The 12,838-nt window shown below is 37.4% G+C and carries 13 protein-coding genes; 11 read left to right on the top strand and 2 right to left on the bottom strand.

The window, feature by feature from the left end:
* Window positions 1-6: 6 nt before the first annotated feature.
* Window positions 7-441 (bottom strand): divergent PAP2 family protein, encoded by a 435-nt coding sequence (locus QY321_02740; protein ID WKZ24509.1) that lies wholly within the window; start codon window positions 439-441, stop codon window positions 7-9.
* 126 nt (window positions 442-567) lie between these two features.
* Here QY321_02740 and QY321_02735 point away from each other — a divergent pair, with 126 nt between their 5' ends.
* The 7 genes from QY321_02735 to rplL all read left to right on the top strand — a co-directional run bounded on the left by QY321_02735 (window position 568) and on the right by rplL (window position 6,413).
* Window positions 568-1,644 carry a sugar phosphate nucleotidyltransferase gene (locus tag QY321_02735; protein ID WKZ24508.1) on the top strand — a complete coding sequence of 359 codons (1,077 nt, stop codon included), beginning with the start codon at window positions 568-570 and terminating at the stop codon, window positions 1,642-1,644.
* A 100-nt stretch (window positions 1,645-1,744) separates the two neighbouring features.
* Window positions 1,745-2,770 (top strand): endolytic transglycosylase MltG, encoded by a 1,026-nt coding sequence (mltG, locus tag QY321_02730; protein ID WKZ24507.1) that lies wholly within the window; start codon window positions 1,745-1,747, stop codon window positions 2,768-2,770.
* A gap of 112 nt (window positions 2,771-2,882) precedes the next feature.
* Complete coding sequence (locus QY321_02725) at window positions 2,883-3,620, top strand: prepilin-type N-terminal cleavage/methylation domain-containing protein (protein ID WKZ24506.1); 738 nt, start codon at window positions 2,883-2,885, stop codon at window positions 3,618-3,620.
* A 6-nt stretch (window positions 3,621-3,626) separates the two neighbouring features.
* Window positions 3,627-4,070 carry a LamG domain-containing protein gene (locus tag QY321_02720; protein ID WKZ25203.1) on the top strand — a complete coding sequence of 148 codons (444 nt, stop codon included), beginning with the start codon at window positions 3,627-3,629 and terminating at the stop codon, window positions 4,068-4,070.
* A 14-nt stretch (window positions 4,071-4,084) separates the two neighbouring features.
* A complete protein-coding gene (locus QY321_02715; protein ID WKZ24505.1) occupies window positions 4,085-5,221 on the top strand; it encodes an FISUMP domain-containing protein in 1,137 nt (378 codons plus the stop codon).
* Between the two features lie 173 nt (window positions 5,222-5,394).
* A complete protein-coding gene (gene rplJ, locus QY321_02710) occupies window positions 5,395-5,922 on the top strand; it encodes a 50S ribosomal protein L10 (protein WKZ24504.1) in 528 nt (175 codons plus the stop codon).
* A 65-nt stretch (window positions 5,923-5,987) separates the two neighbouring features.
* Entirely contained in the window at window positions 5,988-6,413 is a 426-nt protein-coding gene (gene rplL / locus QY321_02705) for a 50S ribosomal protein L7/L12 (GenBank protein ID WKZ24503.1), read from the top strand.
* A gap of 160 nt (window positions 6,414-6,573) precedes the next feature.
* Here the strand turns inward: rplL and QY321_02700 are convergent, their stop codons facing one another.
* Window positions 6,574-8,841: a hypothetical protein gene (locus QY321_02700; protein ID WKZ24502.1), complete on the bottom strand. Its 2,268-nt coding sequence runs from the start codon at window positions 8,839-8,841 to the stop codon at window positions 6,574-6,576.
* A 76-nt stretch (window positions 8,842-8,917) separates the two neighbouring features.
* Here QY321_02700 and QY321_02695 point away from each other — a divergent pair, with 76 nt between their 5' ends.
* The 4 genes from QY321_02695 (at window position 8,918) to QY321_02680 (ending at window position 12,836) form a co-directional block, all read left to right on the top strand.
* Window positions 8,918-9,514, top strand: a complete 597-nt coding sequence (locus QY321_02695) for a winged helix-turn-helix domain-containing protein (GenBank protein ID WKZ24501.1) — start codon at window positions 8,918-8,920, stop codon at window positions 9,512-9,514.
* 192 nt (window positions 9,515-9,706) lie between these two features.
* Complete coding sequence (locus tag QY321_02690) at window positions 9,707-10,747, top strand: GNVR domain-containing protein (GenBank protein WKZ24500.1); 1,041 nt, start codon at window positions 9,707-9,709, stop codon at window positions 10,745-10,747.
* 346 nt (window positions 10,748-11,093) lie between these two features.
* Window positions 11,094-11,975 carry a hypothetical protein gene (locus QY321_02685; GenBank protein ID WKZ24499.1) on the top strand — a complete coding sequence of 294 codons (882 nt, stop codon included), beginning with the start codon at window positions 11,094-11,096 and terminating at the stop codon, window positions 11,973-11,975.
* Between the two features lie 42 nt (window positions 11,976-12,017).
* Window positions 12,018-12,836, top strand: coding sequence for a hypothetical protein (locus QY321_02680; GenBank protein WKZ24498.1), 819 nt, complete (start codon window positions 12,018-12,020; stop codon window positions 12,834-12,836).
* Window positions 12,837-12,838: the final 2 nt, after the last annotated feature.

Genomic DNA, 12,838 nt, shown 5'->3' with positions numbered 1-12,838 from the left:
AAGCCATTATATAAAAAATCCTCCCAAGATACCGACTGCTATTCCCAGGATTGTACCAGCGATTAATTGTTTAGGTGTATGCCCGACTTTTTCCAAAAGAGTCGGGTATTGATTATCTACCAAATTATCTTCTTCTAAGTCTTCAACTAATTCGTTAATAACTTCACCCTGTTTACCTATGTATTGTCTTATACCAACCGCGTCCCTGATTGACAGTAAGGCTAAAAGGACGGCCACAGCAAAAATCGGAGAACCGATACCTTCACCAAGCCCGATAATAGTTGCCAAAGAAGTTGTTATGGCTGCATGGCTGGAGGGCATACCAGAGTAGGCCATTAGATTCTTCCAGTTTAGTTTAAGATTATTATTCTTAATAAAGAATTTACTAACTTGGGCGATCAGGACTGCTGCTAAGGGAACTAACAGATAAATTAAAGACATATTGGCAAATTAATAATGATTTTATTAAAGATAATATTTTTTAAAATATTGCCTTTCTTTATCTATTATAATATCTTTTTTAAACAAAACTGGCAAGAATTTGGTTATTGTTGTACAATATCCTTTATGAATATAGTTATCCGAGCTGGCGGGCCAGGTAGCCGCTTATGGCCACTTTCAAGACAAAATAGACCCAAGCAGTTTATTAAACTCCTTGGAGGTTTAACCATGCTTGAAAATACTTTGGACAGAATTGGCGACTTAGCCCCCTTATCCAGTGTTTTTATCTCCACTCGTGCTGATTTGGTTGAAGATCTGCAAAAAATCTTACCAAATTTTCCTTTGTTTAATATCTTATCCGAGCCATCTACTCGTAATACCGGACCGGCGATGTGTTTGGAGGTTTGTTATCTTTTAAAAATTTTAGGTGAAGATGAAATTATCGCCTCAATTCCTTCAGACGATTATATTGGTAACCCCGCTGCTTGGCGAGAGACTCTATCGTCCGCGGCTGAACATCTTAAAAAGAACCCTGATGACATAATAACTCCGGCGGTTAAACCAGAATATCCGGAGATTGGCTATAGTTATCTTTGTTCCGGTGGAGTTTTAAATAAAGAAGGGAAAACCCAAATTCATAAAGTCGGGGGGATGGTTGAAAAACCAGATTATGAAAAATGTCTTGAGTTAATTGGTACAGGGGATTATTTTTGGCATACCGGCATGTATGTTTGGCGCCTGGGAAGAATTGCTGAGCTCTTTAAGAAAGAACAGCCAACTATGTATGAAGTTTGTAGTTTGCTAGTCTCTGGAGAAGAAAAAAGTAGAGCAGAATCTTTGTATGCCCAGCTATCTCCGATTTCCGTTGAGTCGGCTATTACTAATAAGGTGGAGAGTTTGGTTATGACGGTTTCAGATAATCTTTTATGGAGCGATGTTGGTACTTGGCCGGCCGTTAAAAGGGTTTTAGGCTCTGATAATGAGGATAATACGGTTTTAGCTAAGTTAATAACCGGACAGGCCAAAAATAATTTAGTGATTAGCCAAAACCCTGAAAAATTGATAGTATTAGAGGGAGTAGAGAATCTGGCGGTTATAGACACGGATGATGCTTTATTGATTTGTGATCTTGATAAATCGCCGGCCTTAAAGGAAGTAATTGACAGAATAAAAAAAGACCCTTCTTTGGATGGTTATCTGTAATAATCACAATAGCTTTATCCTTAATGATTATTTAAAAGATTCTAAGTTTAGGGATTTAGGGGTTTAAAAATTATAAGTTTTAAGATTAAGATGGAAAAATATGAAAAAAGCTTTTTTGGTAATTTTATTTTTAATAGTTTCCGGCTCCTTGTCTGCTTGGGCTTGGTATAATACGGCTATGACCACTGACTCTCGTAATAATGAGGCGGTATTCTTTTCTATCCCTAAAGGCCAAGGCATTAGTAGTACCGCCAAGATTCTTAAAGAAGAAAAACTTATCAGCTCATCTTTGGCTTTTAAGATATATTTTAAACTTAATAAAGATAAAGTTATTCAGGCCGGAGCGTATGAGATTGAACCTGGTTTATCTACCAGGCTTTTAATCGCCAAGTTAACAGCTGGAAAAATCTTAAGTAATGAATCAAAAGTCTTAGTTAGAGAGGGTCTAACCATTAAAGAGGCTAATGAGGAAATTAAGGCTCAGGGTTATTTGTTAAATGACGAATTTCTTAATTTGTCTCAGGTAAAGATTAAGGATTTACCGGCCAGACTAAAGACTCAGCCCTTTATTGCGCTTTTACCACCAGAGGCTACTTTAGAAGGTTATCTTTTTCCCGATACCTATATTATGTATAAAGATTTTTCGGTGGAAGATTTAGTGGAAAAAATGTTGGATAATTTTCAGCGTAAAATTGATGACAATGAAATTATCTCTTTGTCTCAAAACTTAAACAGATCTCTTCATGAAACAATAATCATGGCTTCTTTAATAGAAAAAGAGGTTAGGGGAGAAGAGGATATGAAGATTGTTTCAGGAGTATTTTTGAACAGAATAAGATCAGGGCAGGCTCTGCAGTCTTGTGCTTCTTTAGCGTATATCTTGGGAGTTAATAAACCTCAATACAGTTATGAAGACACCCAAACTCCTTCGCCTTATAACACCTACCTTCATCCGGGATTACCACCTGGACCGGTTTCAAATCCGGGATTAGTAGCCCTTAGAGCAGCGGTGCAACCAATTATAACAGATTATAATTATTTCCTAAGTAGACCAGATACCGGAGAAACGGTTTTTAGTGCCACCTACGAAGAACATTTATCTGCTAAGGCTAAGTATTTGGATTGATTTTATTTGGCATGTAAGGTTATTTTATTGAAAAGTATTATGTGGTATAATAATATATAGGTATATAGAATTATATAAATAAAAAATCATTAATAATCTCAACCATATCATCATGCCATATAGAGATAACAAGGAAAACCAAAAAAACAAAAAAACACCTCAACTATTTGAGGTGTTTAATAGTGGGGTAAGCAGTAAGTTAAATAGTAGATTATATAATAAAAAAGCCTTCACCCTCATAGAGCTCCTAGTAGTCATAGCTATTATAGGCATATTATCTACTCTAGTAGTATTAGCTCTAGGTAATTCTCGTACTAGTGCCAGAGACGCTAAAAGATTAAATGATCTAAAAGCTATGGCTAATGCTCTAGAGCTATATTATGCTAATAATAATCAATATCCCGCATCTATTACTCCAGGACAACCCCTAGAACAAGGTGGGATAGTCTACATGAGTAAAGTACCCAATAACCCAATTCCAAGAACGGATAGTAATTGTCCGGACCAGGAATATAGATATCTTTCCAATTCACCTCAAAACTATTCAATTATTAGTTGCATAGGGTCTAGTCAAGGCAACTTAATAGCAGGAGGGGTAAGTATTACTAATAATTCAGGGCCACAATCAATTGGTTCAGTTAATGGTCTAATCTTTTATTTTGACGCCTCCAACCCAGCTTCTTATCCGGGTTCAGGTAATACTTGGTATGATTTGAGTGTAAGTGGTAATAATGGAGCGTTAGTGAACGGACCAACTTTTAATAGTGATAATTTAGGGAGCTTGGAGTTTGATGGAGTGAATGATTATAGTATTGCTTCTATGAATTTAGGAATTTCCGGAAATGCATAATTTACCATATCTTACTTTGCTAAATGGAAATCTACTAGTTTTTCAACAAATTTCCCATCAGCCGTTGGAAATAATTCAACTGGGATAACTAATCGAGGATTGAGTACGACTTGGAGTAGTGGTAGAATTGCCTTAGATTTTTGGAGTGTTAGGTATAGAGCAACAACAGCTCTTAGTCCTCAAACGTGGTATCATTTAGCATTTGTTAAAAATAATGGAACGATAAGTTCTACTACTAAATTATATGTGAACGGTCAAGAAGTATCTGGTGCATTAGAGGGGACGGATTCTATTCCAGATATAATAGATTCACCACTTATTATGGGTAGATTAGATTCAACCAGATGGTTTAACGGAAACATATCACAAGTACAAATTTACAACCGTGCCCTCTCTGCTGAAGAAGTCCTCCAAAACTACAACGCCACAAAAGCTCGTTTTGGATTATAAGCAATAATTTACGTATGAAGAATAAAAAATCAAAAGCATTCACCCTAATAGAACTCCTAGTAGTCATAGCTATTATTGGGGTATTATCTACTTTAGTAGTAGTAGCCCTAGGTAACTCTAGAACTAGTGCCAGAGACGCTAAAAGATTAAATGATCTAAAAGCCATGGCTAATGCCCTAGAGTTATATTTTGCAGATAATAATTCATATCCCTCATCTATTACCCCAGGGCAACCCCTAGAACAAGGTGGAGTAGTATATATGAGTAAAGTACCCAATAACCCAACTCCTAGAACAGATGGTATCTGTCCAGATAGTGATTATACCTACACCGCTATTGCTCATAAACCAGGGCACTATCAATTCTCAGGTTGTATAGGTAGTAGCAGTGGTTCTTTTACAGCAGGCCCTGTTAGTTACCAAACAGACTCAGGGGTTATTAACTGTGGAGGACCAATTACCGATCTAGACGGTAATGTCTACAACACTGTTCAAATAGGTTCACAATGCTGGATGAAAGAAAATATGAATATTGGTACTATGTTAGCTTCAGCTGCCACTATGCCGGATAACGAGGCTATCATAGAAAAATGGTGTTATAATAACGATGATGCTAACTGCACTGCCCGAGGCGGTCTCTACACCTGGGATCAAGCCTTGAATCTACCTGTTATCTGTCGAACTACCAGTTGCACCCCTCCGGCTCCGCACCAAGGCATCTGCCCGGATGGCTTCCATCTCCCAACAGATCAAGAATTTAATACTCTTGAAAAATATACCGTGTCGGTGATAAATAGTCCAAATGATCAATATATCTGTGAGACTTCAGGCGACGCGTATCAACGGTGCGCCGATTCGGGTAATGGTAATAATGGCGGGACTAACGGTGCCGGCAGATCACTTAAGAAAGTCGGAGTTGGTTCTGGTAATGGGGCTGGAAATGACCTAGTGGGCTTTTCGGCTAATTCTTCCGGTTGGCGTAATGGTAGTTCATTTGATTATTTGACTAGCCATACCTACTTCTGGGCATCGACTCAATTTAATACCCCTAATGGGTGGCTTAGAACCATTGGCCCAATCGCTTCAACAGTTCATCGATATGGACTTAGTAAAACCCTAGGTATGGCCGTTCGTTGCCTCAAAGACTCTTAGTTAATCATAAAAACCCCTTGACACAAAAAAAGATCAATGATAATATGGTTATGTCCCAGACAGCAGGCAAACAATAAGCCCTGCCGAGACTATTACCATTAAGCCTTTTTGGTTTATCTGGTAGGTTATTTCGGGACTTAAAGGTCGTGATTTTTTTTATTTTTTTAAATAATATGCCAAAATCAAAAGCTCAGAAACAAGATATAAGTCGTTTAATGGGCGAAAAAATTGAACAATCAAAGACGGTGATTTTCTCCGCTTTTAACGGTTTGGGGGTTAAGGAAAACGAAAACCTCCGAGAAGCCGTTCGTCAAGCCGGTGGAGAATATTATGCGGCTAAAAAAACTCTTTTAAAGAGAGTTTTAGAGGAAAAGAATTATGAAGGTCTTGAAACGGCGGATTTTGCCGGACAAGTAGCCGTTACTTTTTCTTTTACCGATGAAGTCGCTCCGGCTAAAGCTTTGGCTGATTTTATTAAAGCTAACGAAGGTAAGGTTTCCTTACTGGGTGGTATTATGGAGGGTCGCTATATAGATTCTTCAGCTGTTACCGCTTTGGCCACTCTGCCTTCCAAGCCTGAACTTTATGCCAAATTGGTCGGTTCCATTAATGCACCGGTTTCCGGTTTTGTTAATGTCTTAGCCGGTAATTTGCGTTCTTTGGTGCGGGTTTTATCCGCTATTCAAGAAAGTCGTTCTTAAGACTTAAGACTTGTTTTTAAATTTATTTTAAGTTTTCATTAATTAATCCAATTAAATTTACTTATATGACTGAAGAAGTAAAAAACGAGGAGAGCGAAGAAGTCGTTGTCCCTGAAAAGTTTCAATCCTTGGTTGGAACTATTGAAAAATTGTCTGTTTTGGACTTAGCCGAATTGGTTAAGATTTTAGAAAAGAAATTCGGAGTTAGTGCCGCTGCTCCTGCCATGATGATGGCTGCTGGTCCGGCTGGTGCAGGTGAAGCTGCTGCTGAAGAAAAGGATAGCTTTACTGTTGAATTAAGCGAGTCTGGTGCTAATAAGATCGCTGTTATTAAGGCTTTGCGTGAAGTTATGCCTGACCTTGGTCTTAAGGAAGCTAAAGACGTTGCCGATGGAGCTCCTAAGGTTCTGAAGGAAGACGTTAAGAAAGAAGATGCTGAAAAAATGAAGGCTACTTTAGAAGCAGCTGGAGGTAAAGTTACTTTAAAGTAATTAAGCTCTAGTTTTTTCTTAAAATAAAACACCGCCTTAGGGCGGTGTTTTTAGTATATAATTTTTTAAAACACCTCAATAGGTTGAGGTGTTTAATGAGTATGGGTTAATGAGTATTAGTTTATGAATCTTAATATGGTAGAGTTTGGTGTTAAGTTTTTTATTCAGCCAAATGTTGGGCTTTTATAAGGTAGATGGTTTGTCCTACTAGTACGTAAATTTCTCTACGGCTCTCGTCAACACTTATGTCTGAGGCTGAAGTAAAGGCTGGACTAACATAAGAAGAGATATGTTGACCATTGTCGTTATAGACTAAAATTCTTTGGTGTTTTTTCTCTAGTATGTAAATCATGGAAGAGTCTTCAGGGATAAGGACTTTGTCCGGCGCTTCTAAGGGAGGGGAAATAGAAACCAAGGCTGAGGTTTGAGCTGTGCCAGTAGAGAATCTTTTTACCTGTGTTTGGTTAGCGACAAAAATCTGTCCATTAATACCCATGGAGTTGGTGTTGGCCAAGTCTGTTGGCTCTCTTAACCAGGCGATACGTGAGCCGAAATTATTGGTTAGAGCGTTTTGATCATAGCGGTATATTTGGTTGGCGGTTTGGTCTACTAAGTAAAGGCGGTTATTATAGGCGGAAGCGGCAGCTATATTAGACGGTTTTGGTTCAAGATTAATAGTTTGGAGGGTTTGGTCGCCGGGCAAATAAGAAAAGATTTCATTATCTGAATAAAGGTAAAGCCTGTTGCCAATAGCACCGGCACTCTTAAGTGAACGATTAGCTATTGTTTCATAAGTTTTTTCTTCTATGGTGCCGTTTGTTGCTTGGGCGATAATATTCATTTGTCCTAGTAAGATATGCATTGTACCTTGTCTTGAGACTATACCCTGGGCTTCTTTACCAAGCTCAAGATAAACCTCGGGTTGTTCTATCCTTACTGTATTAAACAGGCTGTCTGTTATAGCCTGGTGACGTTCGTTTAATTTTTGTTTAGCTTCTTTTTCAAAATCTGAATTTTCTGGCATTTCGTTAATCATGGTTAACATCTCATCTAAGATCTTTTTCCCACCTTCGTGATTATTATATAGTCGGCTAGCTTCCAATTGGGCAGCTTTTTGATCAAAATTGGCGTTAATTTCTTCAACGCGCGCCATAGCTGCTTCTAACCTTTTTTGGTTATTGGCGTTAATTAAGCTAATGGAAAAGGTAACTAAGCAAACTAAACCGATAGCTAGAATTATTTTGTATTTTAGCGACATGTTCATTAAAAGACCGATTAGACCGGCTAGATATTTTGGTATTCTTATGAAAAAGTTTTTAATTTTATTAAAAAGAGCTTGTCTTATTTCTTTATCTTTAAAGATTCTAAGAAGAGCGAGTAAGCCGGCCACTAAGGAAGAAAAGATTAAGGAGAGGGTGGCGGATAGTCTTTTACTCAGACCTAGTTTTTTACTTTCAGTTCTAAGTTTATCGGTGGCTACATTAAATTGCCTGGCTGTACCCTTAGCCATTTTAGTTAAACCACTGGAGGCTGGTTTTAATTTATTAAGCCATTGTTTAAGGGTAATAAAGCCGGAAGGACTTAAAAGTCTTTCAGTACTTTCTTGGGTGGCGTTAAGGTTTTCCAAAGAAGCGTTACCCCCGGCTTTACTGGCTGGTACTTGGTATGTAGCTATTGGAGTAGCTAGGTTTTCTTCACCAACCGTGTTTTTTATAACTAAACCGAAGAAGGGCACAAAAGCGTTGGTTTGTTCTAGGAGGTTTTTAATATGTTCAACCGCACTGGCTGGTGGCAGGGTAGTGACGACTTCGGTTAATTGTTTTTTGGATAAGTATTCCAAGACAGATTCATTGGTAAAGACAAAGTAACCACGGTTAGGAACGACACCGTTAATGACATTGGCAAACATCTTATTGGGATTGCCAATCTCTTGGGTTGGATCTTCGGTTTTTTCTGTAATGTCTATTAAAGAGTAATCTAACTTTTGTCCCGTCTTACTGATTGGGCGATAAACCAACATGGCTCTAGCTTGTCCGGTTTGGGCAAAGAGTAGACGGTTTTTATGAATCACTCCGATAACAATGGTGACACTGCCTGATGGTACATTAATTTTTTCGTTTTCTAGAAACTGGGCAATAGCGGCGTTAAGTTTAGTTAAGGCCGCTTCAAAAATATAATCTATTTTCAGGCTGGAAACTTTATCTCGTAAAAAGAATTTTTCGTTTTCGTAATATTTCTGATAAATCTCGCGGACAACAAAATCCGCTAAAGCGAATTCGTCTGACTTAGCGGCGTCTATTTCCATTAAAACAAAAAGACGACCAACCAGCTGCTCTTCCTCGGCTGAGGGCTGGCTGACGAAAATTTTACTAACCACTGATGATTTCTTATGCGGATTAACCGTTAATTGGGCCAATTTATAGCTCATATTTTTAGTTAGCTTATTTGACTCCTCCTTAATAATACTATACTATAAAGAAGATAAAAGATCAAAGGTTTATTATATGATTGCTAAATTATTCGGTTCTACGGCCAGAGTCAAGCTTTTAAAGCTTTTTTTGCTTAACCCGGAGAACTCTTATTACGTTAGAGAGATTGCCAGACTACTTGATCTGCAACTTAATGCTGTGCGCCGAGAACTTGAGAATTTAGAGGTACTTGGCTTGGTAGTGGGGGATGTGCCGGAAGAAGGGGAAGGACAGGTAAGTAAAACCGAGAAGAAATATTACCGAGCTAACGTAAATTTTGTTTTGTTTAAAGAAATAAAAGAGCTTATCCTTAAGGCGCAGATTCTTTGTGAACCGGAATTTACCGAAAAACTAAGAAAAATAGGGGAAGTAAAGCTTCTTTTGTTAAGCGGTTTGTTCCTTAACGACCCGGAAGCACCGGTAGATCTTTTAATTGTTGGAGAGTTTAAACCCAACAAGTTAGCGGCTTTGTTGCGTGAGCTTGAACAAGAGCTGGTAAGTGAAGTAAGGTATACGGTAATGAGTGAAGCGGACTTTAAATATCGTAGGCAGGTAACCGATGTCTTCTTGTTTAGTGTTATAGAGGGCAATAAGATAATAGTGATTGATGAGATGAACTATCTTAATCCCTAATTTGTTGATTTTTTATCTTTTTTTAGTTTTTTGATTTAGTTATAGTCCGTTAAGTAATTTCTTAAAAAAGCCTTTTTATAGGGCTTTTTTGTTATTTTTAGACTTTCCTTAAACCCTATTGACATTTTTTATTAAATATGCCATACTCTCATTTATAAGTTAATTTTATTGACAAAGCCTTTTTTATATTATATGGAATTTCATGAGTTTATCCAACAAGTTAAGTTGCATAAGAACAAGATTTACGCGATAATCGCCGTCTTTTTGGTTTTAGCTGCCGGCACAGTAGCTTTGCAACGTTTTAAATACGGCTCTAAGTCGCAGGTTTTGGTTGTGCAGGAACATAACCGTACCTTGGATGCTTATACTGTTTCCAAATCTAACGAATATCTTTCCAGCGTTTTAGCTAGTGTGGTTACTTCTAACTCTTTCTTTGTTAGAGTTTTAGACTCCGGTTTTGCTGTTGAAGAAAGTTATTTCGGTTTAACTCCAAGGGATCAGATGAAAGAATGGAAGAAAACCGTTAACGTCAAGAGTTTAAGTGATTCAGGTATTATTGCCATCTCGGTTTATCATCCAGACAGAGCCCAGGCGGAAAAGATTATTCGTTCGGTTAACCATGTCTTAATGACTCAACACGGCGCTTATCATGGTTCAGGAGAATCGGTTAAAGTTCGTTTAATCGACCAGCCGGTAACTTCAAACTTTCCGGTTAAGCCTAATATTCCTTTAATAGCTGCTTTAGCGGTGGCTTTAGGTGCTGTTACTGGTTTAGTCTATGTTTATCTTCTACCAAGAAATCCAAGAAATTATTCAGCTACTCCAAATTCTTTAAATCAGAGAATGGAGTTTAGTGAGATGATGAGGGAAGTGGGAGCTGAAGATCGTTATGCAGCTCTTAATTATGCAGCAAATAATCAGCCTAATGATTTACCAAACCAAAACAATAACAATAGGGGATCTGTTAGAGTTTCCGGCCAAAGACCTGAAGAAGCCTTAGCTAGATTCCATGGACAAAAAGGTTTTTCTCAGGTAGAGCCTGCCTTTAGGGAAAAGATAAATTACACTCCATATGGGCAGTATGAAAAGATGAGGGTTAATAATACCAACCAAGGAAATGATCACAATGAATATAATGAACAAGAAATTGGTGAAGGTGGTTATCTTGAAGAAGTTGAAGAACTTGAACCAGAGAAACTTAGCCAAAGAGGTAGTATGAATAATATTTTGTAAGGCAAGAGATAGTATGAAGATATTTTTCATAATATTTTGTAAATTGGTTTAAGTAGGTAGGTGGTTGGATTATAAAAATAGTATAGCAAATTAAATCGTAAGGTAGCATTTAGATTTTAGATAAAATATTACAGAGAGTCTTTATTCGGTATTTTATCTAAAAAAGCCTTTAATTAAGGCTCTTATCATGAATATTTACAAGATTTTAAATATTCTAAATCTGGCTCTTGACAAAACAAGAGTATTCATGGTAAGATTCTAGATTAAAGTAATAGAAAGTTTTTTGACATAATATAACAAAAAAATTAAAAAATAAATTACCTTTTTAAGGTAGGAGGAAACAAAATTGAAAAAAAATGAACTAAAAATTACAACAGTTTTTACAGTTTTTATCTTGGTATTATTGTTTTTCGGATCAGAGACTCAAGCCCAATATAACTTTTCAAAAAAATCTTATGCGGAAGCATGGGCTTTTGCGGGGAAGTTTGAATCGGAAATCATCAAAGGTTCTTACATTGGAGGAGTTGCATCTTTAACACAAGCTCCCTCAATTAAAAAGAACACTACCCTTTATGGCCTTAAAATTGAAGGAGTTAAATACTCCTACGAAGGCAAAGATAAAGTGTGGGTAGGTAAGGGTCAGGGAAACTTTGGATCCATTGGTTTAACAATGGAACGAAGAAATCTTTCCAAAAATAGAACCTCAATCTTTAGACTATCTAGCGGAGGAAAGGTTCTAAATATTAAGGAGGTCTCTGATCATGATATGTCTCACAAGTCATCGCAACACACTCTCCTATACGGAGAAATGTGGTGGATGACATTCCATAACAGGCAGGCCTTTAATAGGCTTGATTTCGGATTACGTTACGAACACCAACTGATGGCTTCAGGTGATATTTGGCAGAATGGTAAGACTCAGCAATTTGATGCGGATAAAAACGATAGGGGAAGCTTCTCGATGTTTTCAGAGGTCTCCCTACTGACCTTCCCTATAGATGTAAATTGGGGGATTGTATTTTCAATTCGCGGAGAGTATAAACATGAGAACTTCAATAAAAGGGATTTATATAGTCCTATGGGGGTAATTTCTGTTTATAATAATTACTCTGACATTTTGAGACTCTCTATTGGTAGAGAATTCTTTCCTCAAAAAAGCGAATACAAAGACAACGTTAATATATCTGTTGACGTATTCAATGTTGTACGAGGAATGGGTAATTTTTAAAACAAATAAAAATTTTTTAAAAAACAAAAACAAAAAAATAAAATGGATAATAAAGAAAACCCAGGAATGGGAAACAATCAAGAAGTTAGAAATACAGAACCAAAGAGATTCAACACTGGTATGGCAGTATTAATAGGCATAGCTGCTATTTTCCTTGTTGTTATCATAATGCTCTTGCTTTCTCCAAAGCCGCAGGAAGTTCAAGTAACTGAAGAAACATCCACGTATCAACAATACGAGCAGGAAAAAATTGAAACTACTGAAACTGAAAGTAAGCAAGATAAGCAAGAGACGAAAACAGAGACCAAGTTAGAAGAATCAACATCAACCGGTACTGGCTCAGGAACAGGATATTCACAACAAGAAGCTGTAAATATAATCTTAGCTATGAGTAGAGAAGAGAAGGAGAAACTCGTTACATACGAGAAATCCAACACTTCACCCATAGGACTAAGGGTATATGTTGATGAAGTATTAATCGCAGCCACTGTTCGAGAATTTAGCAACCAAGTTGCTTTTTGGGCAGCTTGCGGCGAAAGTAAAGGCAAGCATCAAGATAAAGATGTTAAAGGTAACGGATGGATTAATGGCCGCAAAGCTTCAGACCTTGAGGATTGGAGATTTAAAAAGCATGAAAATGGAAGGTGGTACTTAGACCTTAAAGATGCACTTCAATTCAATATAGTTCAATCGAAATCAGCCATCCCAAGATGGCAAGACATGAATTTCGCAGCAATTGAAATTGTTGAAGAAGTTAATCCTGATGGTTCTATTTGGAGGCCCAGTTGGCTCTATAATAACTATACAGGAGACGAAGGTCGAGTCGGATTTGATCATGAGATGTTCTTGATCAAAGGATAAGA

The organism is Patescibacteria group bacterium (assembly GCA_030583705.1).
Lineage (GTDB): Bacteria > Patescibacteriota > Patescibacteriia > Patescibacteriales > Patescibacteriaceae > Patescibacterium.
Note: the sequence above shows the minus strand (reverse complement) of the source record. Positions and strands in the feature narration are given on the sequence as shown.

What these genes read in the sequence shown, in the direction of transcription:
- QY321_02740 (WKZ24509.1), bottom strand. Translation starts at nt 441, where the DNA reads ATGTCTTTAATTTATCTGTTAGTTCCCTTAGCAGCAGTCCTGATCGCC.
- QY321_02735 (WKZ24508.1), top strand. Translation starts at nt 568, where the DNA reads ATGAATATAGTTATCCGAGCTGGCGGGCCAGGTAGCCGCTTATGGCCA.
- mltG (WKZ24507.1), top strand. Translation starts at nt 1,745, where the DNA reads ATGAAAAAAGCTTTTTTGGTAATTTTATTTTTAATAGTTTCCGGCTCC.
- QY321_02725 (WKZ24506.1), top strand. Translation starts at nt 2,883, where the DNA reads ATGCCATATAGAGATAACAAGGAAAACCAAAAAAACAAAAAAACACCT.
- QY321_02715 (WKZ24505.1), top strand. Translation starts at nt 4,085, where the DNA reads ATGAAGAATAAAAAATCAAAAGCATTCACCCTAATAGAACTCCTAGTA.
- rplJ (WKZ24504.1), top strand. Translation starts at nt 5,395, where the DNA reads ATGCCAAAATCAAAAGCTCAGAAACAAGATATAAGTCGTTTAATGGGC.
- rplL (WKZ24503.1), top strand. Translation starts at nt 5,988, where the DNA reads ATGACTGAAGAAGTAAAAAACGAGGAGAGCGAAGAAGTCGTTGTCCCT.
- QY321_02700 (WKZ24502.1), bottom strand. Translation starts at nt 8,841, where the DNA reads ATGAGCTATAAATTGGCCCAATTAACGGTTAATCCGCATAAGAAATCA.
- QY321_02695 (WKZ24501.1), top strand. Translation starts at nt 8,918, where the DNA reads ATGATTGCTAAATTATTCGGTTCTACGGCCAGAGTCAAGCTTTTAAAG.
- QY321_02690 (WKZ24500.1), top strand. Translation starts at nt 9,707, where the DNA reads ATGGAATTTCATGAGTTTATCCAACAAGTTAAGTTGCATAAGAACAAG.
- QY321_02680 (WKZ24498.1), top strand. Translation starts at nt 12,018, where the DNA reads ATGGATAATAAAGAAAACCCAGGAATGGGAAACAATCAAGAAGTTAGA.